Genomic DNA, 15,356 nt, shown 5'->3' with positions numbered 1-15,356 from the left:
ACGAACGACCACCATGACCCAGCCTCCGCCGCCGCCCCCGGACCACCCCGGGCAGCCTCCGGCCCCTCCCCGGACACCGCCGCCGTATCCGCAGGCCACACCGCAGTACCCGCAGGTGCCGCCCCAGTACCCGGCGGCGCCACCGCAGTACCCGCAGGTGCCACCGCAGCACCCCCACACCGCGCCCCCGTACCCCCAGGCATCCGCGGTGCCGCCGCAGTACCCGACGGCGGCCCCGCCCGCGCCCCCGGTGCCCCCGCCCCCGGCCCAGCACCCGCACCACATCGACACCGACCGAGGGCGCGTCTTCCTGTCCGACAAGCAGCGCCGGACGGACGCCACCGCCGTGGGGAATCTGCTGCTGCACGTGCCCAACTTCCTGTGCAGCCTGTTCGTCGTCGCCCTGGTCTCCCTGTTCTTCGGCGGCTTCGGCATCGTCGTCATACTCGCCTGGCTCGCCAGCGGCGCACTCGTGTTCCACCGGCCCACCGAACGCGCCCTCGCGCGCCATGTGCTCCGGCTGCGCTACCCCACTCCACAAGAACGCGCCAAACTCGAACCGGTCTGGCGCGAGGTCACGGCCCGCGCCGGGGTCGAGGGCCGAAACTACGAACTGTGGGTGGAGGACAGCGACAGCCTGAACGCGGTCGCGGCCGCCGGCCACATCGTCGGCGTCACCCGCTTCGCCATGAACGCGCTGCCCAACGGCGAACTGGCCGCCGTCATGGCACACGAACTGGGCCACCACGTCGGCGGCCACGCCTGGTCCTCGCTGCTCGGCTACTGGTACGCCCTGCCCGGCCGGGTCGCCTGGCGGGTGCTGAAGGCGTGCTCCGGCATCATGTTCAAGGTCTCGAGTGCCTTCGGCTGCGTCGGCGTCGCCGTCCTGGCGGTGACCGTCGGCGCTGTCGCGCTGGCCACGATCACCACGCTCTACGGCCTGCCGCTGCTGATCCTGGCCGTGCCGTACGCCCTGGCCGCCGTGGGCCGCCGGTCCGAGCTGCGGGCCGACGAGCACGCCGCCGCCCTCGGCTTCGCCCCCATGCTGGCGGCCGTCCTCGACCAGATGCACCGGCAGGAGCAGTGGCAGCAGGCCCAGCTGACCGCGCAGAACGGCGGCCGTCCCGTCCAGGAGAGCGCGCCGGCCCGGCTGCTGTCCTCCCACCCGGACCACTACACCCGGCTGCACCACCTCCAGCCGTACCTGCAATCACCCACCCCCTGAACACGCCGAAGGGCGGCCACCCCGTACGAAACGGAGTGGCCGCCCTTCATGCTGCTCGCTTACTGGTTGTACGGACCGTAGTCGTAGTCCTCCAGCGGAACGGCCTGGCCGGAGCCGGTGCCGAACGGCGAGTAGTCGATGTCGTCGTAGCCGACGGCCGAGTACATCGCGGCCTTGGCCTCCTCGGTCGGCTCGACCCGGATGTTGCGGTAGCGGGACAGACCCGTACCGGCCGGGATGAGCTTACCGATGATGACGTTCTCCTTGAGGCCGATGAGGCTGTCGGACTTGGCGTTGATCGCCGCGTCCGTCAGGACTCGGGTCGTCTCCTGGAAGGAGGCGGCCGACAGCCAGGACTCCGTCGCCAGCGAGGCCTTGGTGATACCCATCAGCTGCGGACGACCGGAGGCCGGGTGACCGCCCTCCTGGACCACACGACGGTTCTCGGTCTCGAACTTCGAGCGCTCGACCAGCTCGCCGGGCAGCAGCTCGGCGTCGCCGGACTCGATGATCGTCACGCGGCGGAGCATCTGCCGGATGATGATCTCGATGTGCTTGTCGTGGATCGACACACCCTGCGAGTTGTACACCTTCTGGACCTCGCCGACCAGGTGGACCTGGACGGCACGCTGACCCAGGATGCGCAGCACGTCGTGCGGGTTGGTGGCACCCACGGTGAGCTGCTGGCCCACCTCGACGTGCTCGCCCTCGCTGACCAGGACCTTGGCACGCTTCGAGATCGGGAACGCCGTCTCGTCGCTGCCGTCGTCCGGGGTGACGACGATCTTCTTCGTCTTCTCGGTCTCCTCGATCCGCACGCGGCCGGAGGCCTCGGAGATCGGGGCGACACCCTTCGGGGTACGGGCCTCGAAGAGCTCGACGACACGCGGCAGACCCTGGGTGATGTCGTCACCGGCCACACCACCGGTGTGGAAGGTACGCATCGTCAGCTGGGTACCGGGCTCACCGATGGACTGGGCGGCGATGATGCCGACCGCCTCACCGATGTCGACCAGCTTGCCGGTGGCCAGCGAGCGGCCGTAGCACATCGCGCAGGTGCCGACGTGCGACTCGCAGGTCAGGATCGAGCGGGTCTTGACCTCCTCGATGCCGTGGTGCACCAGCTGGTCGATGAGCACGTCGCCCAGGTCCACGTTGGCCGGCGCGATCACCTTGCCGTCGATGACGACGTCCTCGGCGAGCATGCGGGCGTAGACGCTGGTCTCGACGTCGTCCGCCTTGCGCAGCACGCCGTCGGCGCCGCGCGAGGCGATCCGCAGCTTCAGACCGCGCTCGGTGCCGCAGTCCTCCTCGCGGATGATGACGTCCTGGGAGACGTCGACCAGACGACGGGTGAGGTAACCCGAGTCGGCGGTACGCAGAGCGGTGTCCGCCAGACCCTTACGGGCACCGTGCGTGGAGATGAAGTACTCCAGCACGGACAGGCCCTCACGGAAGGACGCCTTGATCGGACGCGGGATGGTCTCGTTCTTCGCGTTCGACACCAGACCACGCATACCGGCGATCTGCCGCATCTGCATCATGTTTCCTCGGGCACCCGAGTCAACCATCATGAAGATGGGGTTGGTCTTGGGGAAGTTCTCGTTCATCGCCTCGGCGACCTCGTTGGTCGCCTGGGTCCAGATCTGGATGAGCTCCTGGGTGCGCTCTTCCTTGGTGATCAGACCGCGCTCGTACTGCTTCTGGACCTTCTCGTCCTTGGCCTCGTACCCGGCGACGATCTCCTTCTTCGCCTCGGGAACGACGACGTCGGAGATGGCGACGGTGACACCGGAACGGGTGGCCCAGTAGAAGCCGGACGCCTTCAGGTTGTCGAGCGTGGCCGCCACGATGACCTTCGGGTAGCGCTCGGCGAGGTCGTTGACGATCTCGGAGAGCTGCTTCTTGCCCACCGAGTAGTCGACGAACGGGTAGTCCTCGGGCAGCAGCTCGTTGAAGAGCGCGCGGCCCAGGGTGGTGCGCAGGCGGAACGAGTCACCCTGCTGCCACTCGGGCTCGCCCTCCTCGCGGGCCGGCGGGGTCCAGCCGCGCGGCGGGATGGTGCCCACCGGGAAGCGGATGTCCACCGACGACTGCAGCGCCAGCTCGCCGGCGTCGAACGCCATGATCGCCTCGGCCGTGGAGCCGAACGCGCGGCCCTCGCCCTTGGTGTCACGCAGCTCGCCGTCGGTGGTGAGGAAGAACAGACCGAGGACCATGTCCTGGGTCGGCATCGTCACCGGACGGCCGTCGGCCGGCTTGAGGATGTTGTTCGAGGACAGCATCAGGATGCGGGCCTCGGCCTGCGCCTCCGCGGACAGCGGCAGGTGCACGGCCATCTGGTCACCGTCGAAGTCCGCGTTGAACGCGGTGCAGACGAGCGGGTGGATCTGGATGGCCTTGCCTTCGACCAGCTGCGGCTCGAAGGCCTGGATGCCGAGGCGGTGCAGGGTGGGCGCACGGTTCAGCAGCACCGGGTGCTCGGCGATGACCTCTTCGAGGACGTCGTACACGACGGTGCGGCCGCGCTCGACCATGCGCTTGGCGCTCTTGATGTTCTGCGCGTGGTTCAGGTCGACCAGGCGCTTCATCACGAACGGCTTGAACAGCTCCAGCGCCATGGCCTTGGGCAGACCGCACTGGTGCAGCTTCAGCTGCGGGCCGACGACGATGACGGAACGCGCCGAGTAGTCGACTCGCTTACCGAGCAGGTTCTGACGGAAGCGACCCTGCTTGCCCTTGAGCATGTCGGACAGCGACTTCAGCGGACGGTTGCCGGGGCCCGTGACCGGGCGACCACGACGGCCGTTGTCGAAGAGCGCGTCGACGGCCTCCTGGAGCATGCGCTTCTCGTTGTTCACGATGATCTCGGGCGCACCGAGGTCGAGAAGGCGCTTCAGGCGGTTGTTGCGGTTGATCACACGGCGGTACAGGTCGTTCAGGTCGGAGGTCGCGAAGCGGCCACCGTCCAGCTGCACCATCGGGCGAAGGTCCGGCGGGATGACCGGGACGCAGTCCAGGACCATGCCCTTGGGGCTGTTGGACGTCTGCAGGAACGCGGAGACGACCTTCAGGCGCTTGAGGGCACGGGTCTTCTTCTGGCCCTTGCCGGTGCGGATGATCTCGCGGAGACGCTCGGCCTCCTCCTCGAGGTCGAAGGACTCCAGGCGCTTCTGCAGCGCCGCGGCACCCATCGAGCCGTCGAAGTACGTGCCGAAGCGGTCACGCAGCTCGCGGTAGAGCAGCTCGTCGCCCTCGAGGTCCTGGACCTTGAGGTTCTTGAACCGGGTCCACACCTCGTCGAGGCGGTCGATCTCGCGCTGCGCGCGGTCGCGCAGCTGCTTCATCTCGCGCTCGGCACCCTCGCGCACCTTGCGGCGCACGTCGGCCTTGGCACCCTCGGCCTCCAGCTCGGCCAGGTCGGTCTCGAGCTTCTTGGCGCGGCCCTCGAGGTCGGAGTCGCGGCGGTTCTCGATGTGCTGGCGCTCGACCGAGACGTGCGCCTCCAGGGAGGGCAGGTCGCGGGTACGACGCTCCTCGTCGACGTACGTGATCATGTACGCCGCGAAGTAGATGACCTTCTCGAGGTCCTTGGGAGCCAGGTCGAGCAGGTAGCCCAGACGGCTCGGGACACCCTTGAAGTACCAGATGTGCGTGACGGGCGCGGCCAGCTCGATGTGGCCCATCCGCTCACGGCGCACCTTGGCGCGCGTGACCTCGACGCCACAGCGCTCGCAGATGATGCCCTTGAAGCGGACGCGCTTGTACTTGCCGCAGTAGCACTCCCAGTCCCGGGTCGGACCGAAGATCTTCTCGCAGAAGAGTCCGTCCTTTTCGGGCTTGAGCGTGCGGTAGTTGATGGTCTCCGGCTTCTTGACCTCGCCGTGGCTCCACTGGCGGATGTCGTCAGCGGTGGCCAGACCGATCCGGAGCTCGTCGAAGAAGTTGACGTCGAGCACTATGCGTCAATCCCTCTCAGGGTTGTAAGTCTGTGGTCTGAAACGGGGGCCTGGGGGTCGGCGGGGCCCTGTGGGTGAGGGCCCCGCCGGACTCCCGTCAGACCTCTTCGACGCTGCTCGGCTCGCGCCGGGACAGGTCGATGCCGAGCTCCTCCGCAGCGCGGAAGACGTCCTCGTCGGTGTCGCGCATCTCGATGGACATGCCGTCCGAGGACAGCACCTCCACGTTGAGGCACAGGGACTGCATTTCCTTGATGAGCACCTTGAAGGACTCGGGAATGCCGGGCTCAGGAATGTTCTCGCCCTTGACGATGGCCTCGTAGACCTTCACGCGGCCGGTGACGTCGTCGGACTTGATGGTCAGCAGCTCCTGGAGGGCGTACGCGGCGCCGTAGGCCTCGAGGGCCCACACCTCCATCTCACCGAACCGCTGGCCACCGAACTGGGCCTTACCACCCAGCGGCTGCTGGGTGATCATCGAGTACGGACCGGTCGAACGGGCGTGCAGCTTGTCGTCGACCAGGTGGTGCAGCTTCAGGATGTACATGTAGCCGACCGAGATCGGATCCGGGAACGGCTCACCGCTACGGCCGTCGAACAGCCGCGCCTTGCCGGACGGGAGCACCATGCGCTCGCCGTCGCGGTTCGGGATGGTGTGCTGCAGCAGACCCGCCAGCTCGTCCTCGCGGGCACCGTCGAAGACCGGGGTCGCGACGTTGGTGCGCGGGGCGACCTGGTCGGCGCCGATGGCCTGCAGGCGCTGGGCCCACTCGTCCGCGAGGCCGGAGACGTCCCAGCCGCGGCTGGCGAGCCAGCCGAGGTGGATCTCCAGGACCTGTCCCGGGTTCATTCGGGACGGGACACCGAGCGGGTTCAGGATGATGTCGACCGGAGTTCCGTCCTCGAGGAACGGCATGTCCTCGATGGGCAGGATCTTCGAGATGACACCCTTGTTGCCGTGACGGCCGGCGAGCTTGTCACCGTCGGTGATCTTGCGCTTCTGCGCGACGTACACGCGCACCAGCTGGTTCACACCCGGGGGAAGCTCGTCGCCCTCCTCGCGGTCGAAGACGCGCACACCGATGACCTTGCCGGTCTCGCCGTGCGGCACCTTCAGCGAGGTGTCACGGACCTCACGGGCCTTCTCACCGAAGATCGCGCGCAGCAGGCGCTCCTCGGGGGTCAGCTCGGTCTCACCCTTCGGGGTCACCTTGCCGACGAGGATGTCGCCGGCGATGACCTCGGCACCGATGCGGATGATGCCGCGCTCGTCGAGGTCGGCGAGGACCTCTTCGGAGACGTTCGGGATGTCCCGGGTGATCTCCTCGGGGCCGAGCTTGGTGTCACGGGCGTCGACCTCGTGCTCCTCGATGTGGATCGAGGAGAGGACGTCGTCCTGCACGAGGCGCTGCGACAGGATGATCGCGTCCTCGTAGTTGTGACCCTCCCACGGCATGAACGCCACGAGCAGGTTCTTGCCGAGGGCCATCTCACCGTTCTGGGTGGCCGGGCCGTCGGCGAGGACCTGGCCCTCGATGACACGGTCGCCCTCGTTGACGATGACCTTCTGGTTGACCGAGGTGCCCTGGTTGGACCGGGAGAACTTGGCCAGGCGGTACGTGATGTACGTACCGTCGTCGTTGGCGGTGGTGATGTAGTCCGCGGAGACCTCCTGGACCACACCGTCCTTCTCGGCCTTGACCACGTCGCCGGCGTCGACCGCGGAGCGGTACTCCATGCCGGTGCCGACGAGCGGGGACTCGGACTTAATGAGCGGCACGGCCTGACGCATCATGTTCGCGCCCATGAGGGCACGGTTGGCGTCGTCGTGCTCGAGGAAGGGGATCATGGCGGTCGCGACCGACACCATCTGGCGCGGCGAGACGTCCATGTAGTCGACGTCCTCGGGGCTGACGTAGTCGACCTCGCCGCCACGACGGCGCACCAGCACGCGGTTCTCGACGAAGCGGAGGTCGTCGTTGAGCGTGGCGTTGGCCTGCGCGATGACGAAGCGGTCCTCCTCGTCGGCGGTCAGGTAGTCGACCTCGTCGGTGACCTGGCCGTTGTCGACCTTGCGGTACGGCGTCTCGACGAAACCGAACGCGTTGACCCGGCCGTAGGAGGCGAGCGAGCCGATCAGACCGATGTTCGGGCCTTCCGGCGTCTCGATCGGGCACATACGGCCGTAGTGCGACGGGTGCACGTCGCGGACCTCGAAGCCGGCCCGCTCACGGGAGAGACCACCCGGGCCGAGGGCGTTCAGACGACGCTTGTGCGTCAGCCCCGACAGCGGGTTGTTCTGGTCCATGAACTGGGACAGCTGGCTGGTGCCGAAGAACTCCTTGATGGAGGCGACGACCGGCCGGATGTTGATCAGGGTCTGCGGCGTGATCGCCTCGACGTCCTGGGTGGTCATGCGCTCGCGCACGACGCGCTCCATACGGGCGAGACCCGTACGGACCTGGTTCTGGATCAGCTCACCGACGCTGCGGATACGGCGGTTGCCGAAGTGGTCGATGTCGTCGGTCTCGACCATGATCGTGCGACCGGTCTCGGTCACCGTCTCGGTCTCGCCGGCGTGCAGCTGCACCAGGTACTTGATGGTGGCGATGATGTCGTCGGTGGTGAGCACACCGGCGTCCAGCGGCTCGTCCGCGCCGAGCTTCTTGTTCACCTTGTAGCGGCCGACCTTGGCGAGGTCGTAGCGCTTGGGGTTGAAGTAGAGGTTCTCGAGCAGCGTCTGCGCGGCCTCACGCGTGGGGGGCTCGCCCGGACGCAGCTTGCGGTAGATGTCGAGCAGCGCGTCGTCCTGGCCCTGGGTGTGGTCCTTCTCCAGGGTGGCGCGCATCGACTCGTAGTCGCCGAACTCCTCGAGGATCTGCTCGGTCGTCCAGCCGAGCGCCTTGAGCAGCACGGTGACCGACTGCTTGCGCTTGCGGTCGATGCGGACACCGACCATGTCGCGCTTGTCGATCTCCATCTCCAGCCAGGCACCCCGGGACGGGATGATCTTGGCGGAGAAGATGTCCTTGTCGGACGTCTTGTCGATGCTGGAGTCGAAGTAGACACCGGGGGAACGGACCAGCTGGGACACCACGACACGCTCGGTGCCGTTGATGACGAAAGTGCCCTTGCCCGTCATGAGCGGGAAGTCGCCCATGAAGACGGTCTGGGACTTGATCTCACCGGTCTCGTTGTTGGTGAACTCGGCGGTGACGAAGAGCGGGGCGGCGTACGTGAAGTCGCGCTCCTTGCACTCGTCGATGGAGTTCTTCGGCGGCTCGAAGCGGTGGTCCCGGAACGTCAGGGACATCGACCCGGAGAAGTCCTCGATCGGGGAGATCTCCTCGAAGATCTCCTCCAGACCGGACTTGGTGGGGACGTCCTGACCGTTCTCCAGAGCCTCCTCGACCCGACTCTGCCAGGCGGTGTTGCCGAGCAGCCAGTCGAAGCTCTCGGTCTGCAGCGCGAGCAGGTTCGGAACCTCGAGAGGCTCCTTGATCTTTGCAAAGGAGATGCGCAGCGGGGCGGTGCTGGCGCCGTTGTTCGTATTCGCGGTCGAGGCATTGCGCGAGGCGGCCAAGAGGGGGTCCTTCCGAGGGCTCGGACTCACTACGCGCGTGCCGGCCCCTCTCCCATACACAGAGACAGAAATCCCAGGTCAAGGGAACTTTTGTCGTCGGTGCTCGAGTGAGGGCAGACCCCTGGTGACGGGCAGGGGACAGCTAACAGGCAGCGCAAAGGGTCAGTGTAGCCACTCGGCACACTGATGTCCAGTCTCGAGTTTCAGAGACCCTCGTTGTTCTCAACGCCTTCGTCAACGCCCTCGACATGCTGCCCTCAACGCACGTTGATACTGCCCTCTTCGCCGCCGATCCATGCCTCGGATTCGGATCCTTGTGGCGACGCGTCCTGAGAATTGCGCGCTGCGTGCGGTTCGTCAAGGCCCCCCTTGCCCGAACCAGGCATCCGGAGACACGACGAAGATCACCTTACCCCTCACGAACACAGGTGCAAGGCAGCCCAGGCCCGACCCTGGGGAACGCCGAAGGGCGACCACCCGGATGGATGATCGCCCTTCGGTGCGTTCGCGTTACAGCCCCAGGGGGCCGTTCATGCGGTCGCGAAGGTCTTACTTGACCTCGACGGAGGCACCGGCGCCCTTGAGGGCCTCGGCGGCCTTGTCAGCGGCCTCCTTGTTGACCTTCTCGAGGACCGGCTTCGGGGTGCCGTCGACCAGGTCCTTGGCCTCCTTGAGGCCCAGGGAGGTGAGCTCGCGCACGACCTTGATGACCTGGATCTTCTTGTCGCCGGCGCCCGTGAGGATGACGTCGAACTCGTCCTTCTCCTCCTCGGCCTCGGCCGGGGCGGCCGGGCCGGCCGGGCCCGCGACGACGGTCGCGGCGGCGGCGGTGACGTCGAACTTCTCCTCGAACGCCTTCACGAACTCGGAGAGCTGGATGAGGGTCATGCCCTCGAACTCGGCGAGCAGTTCGTCCTGGGTGAGAGCCATGTCGGCTTTCCTTCCACTAATTCGGCTGGTGCCGGATGTACTGGGTGAGGCGGGCGTACGACGGCCCGCTACGACCGCTGCCTGGAGCTCAGGCGGCGATCATGATGCGAGCCGAATTACTCGGCACCGCCCTGCTCGGCCTGCTTGGCGCGCAGCGCGTCCACGGTGCGGACGAGCTTCGACGGGAGCGCCTGGAAGAGCTGAGCAGCCTGCGTCTGCTTGCCCTTCATGGCGCCCGCCAGCTTGGCGAGCAGAACCTCGCGGGACTCGAGGTCCGCAAGCTTCTTGATCTCGTCGGCGGACAGCGCCTTGCCGTCAAGGACACCGCCCTTGATGACGAGATTCGGGTTGTCCTTGGCGAAGTCACGGAGACCCTTCGCCGACTCCACCGGGTCACCGGTGACGAAGGCGACGGCCGTCGGACCAGCGAAGAGCTGGTCGTCCAGCGTGATCCCGGCCTCGTTGGCCGCAATCTTGGTCAGCGTGTTCTTCACCACGGCGTACTGGGCGTTCTCACCGAGCGACCGGCGCAGCGTCTTGAGCTGCGCCACGGTGAGACCGCGGTACTCGGTCAGCACGGCGGCGTTGGAGCTGCGGAACTTGTCCGTCAGCTCGGCAACCGCGGCAGCCTTGTCGGGCCTCGCCATAGAGCCTCGGCCTCCTTCCGGGTGATTCTGACCGCGCGGACCCGAAGGAGGACTGGGGAAAACGAAACGCCCCGGCGCAGGCGCACGGGGCGGACTCGACCGGCCGCACACGCGCTCGGCGCGCGCACTCCGGGAGTTCTTCCACTGTCACCTGCGCGGGTCGTCCACTTTTCAGCGGATCCTTCGGCCACCGCACCCTCACGAGAGCGCACGGCAACGACCAGCGGTCTTTGGCTTCTGTAGGAGAGTACGGGACCACCCCACCCCCAGGCAAATCGCCCCCACCCCAGGTCCGCCCGCCCTGGAAGGCGGGTCGTCCGGTGGCTGGTCGGACGTACGGGGCCACTGGTCCCGCACACCCCGGCCAGCCCCCGGGGCCGTCTGTCCCGCAACTCGACCAGCCCTAGGCCGTCGCACGCGCAGGCCGGCCCGCCGGGGGCCATCAGCCCCGCACGCCGGTCCGCCCAGGGCCTCGCAGCACGGCCGGCCCCAAACCGTCGGCCCCGGACGTCCGTCCACCACCTGGGCCACCGGTACCGCAGGCTGGTCTGCAGGAGAGCGTCGGCCCCGCAGGTCCCGTACGCCGGTCCGTCTCGGGGCCGCACGCCCGCCAGCCCGAACCCGCCGGTCTCGCGTACACGGTCAGCCCGCGGCCATCAGTGCTGTACACGGGTCCGCCCCGGGCCGTCGAGCCTGTACGCCGGTTCACCCAGGGCCATCACCCCACAGCCCGGCCAACCCCAAGCCATCGCGGCTCCGGGACGGGTGTCCCTCCTTCGTCGGCCGTGTCGGTTCGCCGAAGGCCGCGGTGCCGGGCGAAAGCGTGTGCCCGCTGTCGCTTCGCCCGGTCCTTCACCCTCGACCCGGATCCGGACCCGCTCAAGTGCGTGCCCGGTGACCCGGTGGGGTGGCCCCCGGTGTCAGGACGTGGTGGTCGTGCTGCTGCCCGCCACCGTGCCGCCGGAGCCGCTGGACTTCAGCAGCTTGGTGAAGTCCAGCGTGTCGGCGGCCGGGGGTGCCTCGGCGGAGACCGGGACGCCGTAGTCGCTGTAGTAGGCCGTGCTGGTCATGGTGCCCTTCGCCGTCTGGGCCTGCTCGGACTTCTTCACCAGCAGATTCTGGTCGTTGATCCAGATGTCGATGGTGTCGGTGGTGATGCCCGCCTGGTCGAGCTGGCTCTTCAGGGCGGCCAGCTGGTCCGCGCTGAGGTTGCTGCTCTTGCCCGCGAAGTCGGCGACGTTCACCGTGCCCGAGTAGTGCGTCGTACGGACGCCGGAGACCGTCTCCTCGCCGACCTTCTTCACGTCGCGCGAGGCCAGCAGCAGCTTCACCGACTGTTTCGGCGTGGAGTTCTGGAACTGGTCCTTCATGTACGAACCGGAGGCGCCGCCGACCTTGGCGAGGGCGTCGTACGAGTACTTGAGCCAGTGCTTGCCGCCCGTCTTCTGGGCGAATGCATCGCTCATGTGCGCGTAGTAGGCGTCCGGCAGATAGCGGGCCTCCATCGTCGACGTGCCGGCCGCGCGCATCATCTGGGCCGCCTGGCCGCCGGTGTACGTGATGGTGAGGTTGCCCTTGAGGCCGTTGCCCCACGTCAGCGCGCCGTTCCCGGTCGCCGACAGGAGGTTGCCGAGGGACATGGTGGAGCGCACCTTCGCCGAGTCCGCCTTGTCGGTGGACTGCTCGGCGCTGCGCAGCACGGCGGCGATGGGGCTGACGTGGATCGTGCTGCCGCCGGCTGCCTTGTCAGCCTTGCCCGAGCCGGAGGAGGAGCCGCAGGCCGCCACGGAGGTCAGCGCGGCGGCCGCCGCTATGGCAAGGGCCGTACGGCGAACGGTCGTGCTCATCATCTGGTCCCACCCCTATTGCGAGTCGTGTGCCCCGCACCGTATCCCAGGGCACTGACAGTCCTACGAAAGGTCGTACAAAGAAAAGTCGTACGAACAAAGGACGGACCCCGCACCTGGAAGGTTGCGGGGTCCGCCCTCTGCTTACGCGTACCTGACGCGGCTACCGGGCTGAGCTGAAGGCTCAGACGGCGGCCGGGTCCTCCTCGACGAGGAGGTTACGGGTGCGGTTCGGGTCGACCGGGATGCCGGGGCCCATGGTGGTGCTGACCGCGGCCTTCTTGATGTAGCGACCCTTGGCGGCGGACGGCTTCAGACGGAGGATCTCCTCCAGCGCGGCGCCGTAGTTCTCCACCAGCTTGTCGTCGTCGAAGGACGTCTTGCCGATGATGAAGTGCAGGTTCGAGTGCTTGTCGACGCGGAACTCGATCTTGCCGCCCTTGATCTCGGTCACGGCCTTGGCGGTGTCCGGGGTCACGGTGCCGGTCTTCGGGTTCGGCATCAGACCACGCGGGCCGAGGACGCGGCCGAGGCGGCCGACCTTGCCCATGAGGTCCGGGGTGGCGACGACGGCGTCGAAGTCCAGACGGCCCTTCGCCACCTCGTCGATCAGCTCGTCGGCACCGACGATGTCGGCGCCCGCGGCACGCGCGGCCTCGGCACGGTCACCGGTCGCGAAGACCAGGACCCGGGCGGTCTTACCGGTGCCGTGCGGAAGGTTCACGGTGCCACGGACCATCTGGTCGGCCTTGCGCGGGTCGACACCCAGGCGGAAGGCGACCTCGACGGTGCCGTCGAACTTGGTCGTGGAGGTCTCCTTGGCGAGACGGACGGCCTCGAGCGGGGCGTACAGCTTCTCCCGGTCGACCTTGGCGTCCGCAGCGCGGAGAGCCTTGCTGCGCTTGCTCACAACTTGCTCCTGTGTGTTCTGAAAGGAGTCGTGGTCCCTGGGCCGAGCAGGCCCTGCCACGTGCGACCGGCTACGGCCGCATGACTACTGGGGGTGAGGTCAGCCCTCGACCGTGATGCCCATGGAGCGGGCGGTGCCGGCGATGATCTTCGACGCGGCGTCCAGGTCGTTGGCGTTGAGGTCGGGCATCTTGGTCTGGGCGATCTCGCGGACCTGCGCCTCGGTGATCTTGGCGACCTTGGTCTTGTGCGGCTCGCCGGAGCCCTTCTCGACACCAGCGGCCTTGAGGATCATCTTCGCGGCCGGCGGGGTCTTGGTGACGAAGGTGAAGGAACGGTCCTCGTAGACCGTGATCTCCACCGGGATGACCCAGCCACGCTGCGACTCGGTCGCGGCGTTGTAGGCCTTGCAGAACTCCATGATGTTGACGCCGTGCTGACCGAGCGCGGGGCCGACCGGCGGGGCCGGGTTCGCCGCACCGGCGTTGATCTGGAGCTTGATGAGCCCCGTGACCTTCTTCTTCTTGGGAGGCATAGCTCTCCGGGTCCTTTCATTCGGGTCCATGCCCGCGCGAGGATCGAGTCCTGACGCAGGCATACCGCACAACGATAACGGGTATAGATGCGCGGCTAAAAACCGAGCAGGTCAGACCGGCTGAGGCAGCCGGTCTGACCTGCACGGAAGAGCGACGTCCAGAAATGGACTAGTTCTTCTGGATCTGGTCGAAGGACAGCTCGACCGGCGTCTCGCGGCCGAAGATCTCCACCAGGCCCTTGACCTTCTTGGAGTCGGCGTTGATCTCATTGATCGTCGCCTGCAGCGTGGCGAACGGGCCGTCGGTGACGGTGACCGAGTCGCCGACCTCGAAGTCCAGCACCTGGACCTCGACCTTGCGCTGCGGAGCGGGCTTGCCCTCGGCCTCGGCGGCCTCGCGGGCGGCCTTCTCCTCGGCCTCCGGGGCGAGCATCTTGACGATCTCGTCCAGGGTCAGCGGGTACGGGTCGTAGGCGTTGCCGACGAAGCCGGTGACGCCCGGGGTGTTGCGGACGACGCCCCAGGACTCGTTGGTCAGGTCCATGCGGACCAGGACGTAACCCGGCAGCTTGTTCTGCTTGATCGTCTTGCGGTCGCCGTTCTTGATCTGGACGACCTCTTCCTGCGGCACCTCGGCCTGGAAGATGTAGTCCTCGACGTTCAGCGAGACGGCGCGCTGCTCCAGGTTGGTCTTCACGCGGTTCTCGTAACCGGCGTAGGTGTGGATCACGTACCACTCGCCGGGCAGGGTGCGCAGCTCCTCGCGCAGGGCCTCGACGGGGTCGACGGGCGCGGCGGCCTCGACCTCTTCCTCGGCCTCTTCGGCTTCCTCGACCTCTTCGGCCTCGTCCTCGGCGTGCAGCGCGGCCTCCTCGGCAGCCTCGCCCGCCTCGGCGTCGGCAGCCTCGACCTCGTCCAGGTCCTCGTCCGCGCCCTCGACGATGTCGAGCTCGTCATCCACGGACTCGTCCGGCTCGACGGCGTCGTTCAGGTTCTGGTCAGACACGGTGGCTGCTTCTTCCTGGATACATAGGGGTGGAACATGCGAAAACGGGCGCCGGTACCACGGCGCCCTTCGCTCTTGGCTCAGCCGAAGACGTACTTGGCCGCGTGGTTGAGCCCATAGTCAATCACGGTCACCAGGCCGATCATGATGGCGACGAAGAAGATCACCACCGTGGTGTACGACGTCAGCTGGTTGCGAGTCGGCCAGACGACCTTGCGGAGCTCCGCGATGATCTGGCGGTAGAAGGTGGCCAGGCGCTTCAGCGGGCCCTTCTTGGCGCGCTTGCCGCCCTTGCGGGCCTTCTTGGACTCGGACACCTCGTCCTGGGCATCAGGCGTGTCGATGGAGCCCACGGCGTCCGTCATGCGTCCTCACCTGGTCCCGGGTCATGGCCGTGCCGCGCCCGGTTTCTGGAGCCGCACGGCGGTGCATTGCTGTACGTACATGCGCACACATCCTGGCGGTGTGTGTAGCAGGGCCGGAGGGACTTGAACCCCCAACCGCCGGTTTTGGAGACCGGTGCTCTACCAATTGAGCTACGACCCTTTGTGTGTCCCCCAACGTACCGCATCCGGCCGGGTGCGGGGCGTGCACCCGTTTCGGCGGCGGCTTCTGAAGGCCAACGAGGTGAGAGTGTACGTGGTCAACGGCCCGACGTCGAACAGAAAGTACCCGTCCGGGGCAGGGTGGCCGAAGATCGTCCTGGCCGGAGGGC

10 protein-coding genes and 1 tRNA gene are annotated in these 15,356 nt (G+C 67.3%); 1 reads left to right on the top strand and 10 read right to left on the bottom strand.

Annotation, left to right across the window (positions count from 1 at the left end):
* The first annotated feature begins 13 nt into the window (after positions 1-13).
* Entirely contained in the window at positions 14-1,225 is a 1,212-nt protein-coding gene (locus ACH47Z_RS25595; protein WP_399077466.1) for a M48 family metalloprotease, read from the top strand.
* Positions 1,226-1,284: 59 nt separating this feature from the next.
* Here ACH47Z_RS25595 and ACH47Z_RS25590 read toward each other — a convergent pair whose 3' ends face one another.
* The 10 genes from ACH47Z_RS25590 to ACH47Z_RS25545 all read right to left on the bottom strand — a co-directional run bounded on the left by ACH47Z_RS25590 (position 1,285) and on the right by ACH47Z_RS25545 (position 15,187).
* Positions 1,285-5,184: a DNA-directed RNA polymerase subunit beta' gene (locus ACH47Z_RS25590; RefSeq protein WP_399077464.1), complete on the bottom strand. Its 3,900-nt coding sequence runs from the start codon at positions 5,182-5,184 to the stop codon at positions 1,285-1,287.
* A gap of 97 nt (positions 5,185-5,281) precedes the next feature.
* Complete coding sequence (gene rpoB / locus ACH47Z_RS25585) at positions 5,282-8,767, bottom strand: DNA-directed RNA polymerase subunit beta (RefSeq protein WP_399077462.1); 3,486 nt, start codon at positions 8,765-8,767, stop codon at positions 5,282-5,284.
* 549 nt (positions 8,768-9,316) lie between these two features.
* Complete coding sequence (rplL, locus tag ACH47Z_RS25580; protein WP_399077460.1) at positions 9,317-9,697, bottom strand: 50S ribosomal protein L7/L12; 381 nt, start codon at positions 9,695-9,697, stop codon at positions 9,317-9,319.
* 116 nt (positions 9,698-9,813) lie between these two features.
* Positions 9,814-10,344, bottom strand: coding sequence for a 50S ribosomal protein L10 (gene rplJ / locus ACH47Z_RS25575; protein ID WP_399077457.1), 531 nt, complete (start codon positions 10,342-10,344; stop codon positions 9,814-9,816).
* Between the two features lie 920 nt (positions 10,345-11,264).
* Positions 11,265-12,194, bottom strand: coding sequence for a hypothetical protein (locus ACH47Z_RS25570; protein ID WP_399077455.1), 930 nt, complete (start codon positions 12,192-12,194; stop codon positions 11,265-11,267).
* Positions 12,195-12,375: 181 nt separating this feature from the next.
* Positions 12,376-13,101 carry a 50S ribosomal protein L1 gene (gene rplA / locus ACH47Z_RS25565; protein ID WP_399077452.1) on the bottom strand — a complete coding sequence of 242 codons (726 nt, stop codon included), beginning with the start codon at positions 13,099-13,101 and terminating at the stop codon, positions 12,376-12,378.
* Between the two features lie 99 nt (positions 13,102-13,200).
* Positions 13,201-13,635, bottom strand: coding sequence for a 50S ribosomal protein L11 (rplK, locus tag ACH47Z_RS25560; RefSeq protein WP_031167035.1), 435 nt, complete (start codon positions 13,633-13,635; stop codon positions 13,201-13,203).
* A 169-nt stretch (positions 13,636-13,804) separates the two neighbouring features.
* Positions 13,805-14,641 carry a transcription termination/antitermination protein NusG gene (gene nusG / locus ACH47Z_RS25555; RefSeq protein ID WP_399077449.1) on the bottom strand — a complete coding sequence of 279 codons (837 nt, stop codon included), beginning with the start codon at positions 14,639-14,641 and terminating at the stop codon, positions 13,805-13,807.
* Between the two features lie 80 nt (positions 14,642-14,721).
* A complete protein-coding gene (gene secE / locus ACH47Z_RS25550; protein WP_399077447.1) occupies positions 14,722-15,006 on the bottom strand; it encodes a preprotein translocase subunit SecE in 285 nt (94 codons plus the stop codon).
* Positions 15,007-15,114: 108 nt separating this feature from the next.
* A tRNA-Trp gene (locus ACH47Z_RS25545) sits at positions 15,115-15,187 on the bottom strand.
* Between the last annotated feature and the right edge of the window lie 169 nt (positions 15,188-15,356).

This window comes from Streptomyces sp. NPDC020192, assembly GCF_044388685.1.
Taxonomy (GTDB): Bacteria; Actinomycetota; Actinomycetes; order Streptomycetales; family Streptomycetaceae; genus Streptomyces.
Note: the sequence above shows the minus strand (reverse complement) of the source record. Positions and strands in the feature narration are given on the sequence as shown.

Coding starts and splice junctions, on each gene's coding strand:
- ACH47Z_RS25595 (WP_399077466.1), top strand. CDS start 14: ATGACCCAGCCTCCGCCGCCGCCCCCGGACCACCCCGGGCAGCCTCCG.
- rplL (WP_399077460.1), bottom strand. CDS start 9,697: ATGGCTCTCACCCAGGACGAACTGCTCGCCGAGTTCGAGGGCATGACC.
- rplJ (WP_399077457.1), bottom strand. CDS start 10,344: ATGGCGAGGCCCGACAAGGCTGCCGCGGTTGCCGAGCTGACGGACAAG.
- ACH47Z_RS25570 (WP_399077455.1), bottom strand. CDS start 12,194: ATGATGAGCACGACCGTTCGCCGTACGGCCCTTGCCATAGCGGCGGCC.
- rplK (WP_031167035.1), bottom strand. CDS start 13,635: ATGCCTCCCAAGAAGAAGAAGGTCACGGGGCTCATCAAGCTCCAGATC.
- secE (WP_399077447.1), bottom strand. CDS start 15,006: ATGACGGACGCCGTGGGCTCCATCGACACGCCTGATGCCCAGGACGAG.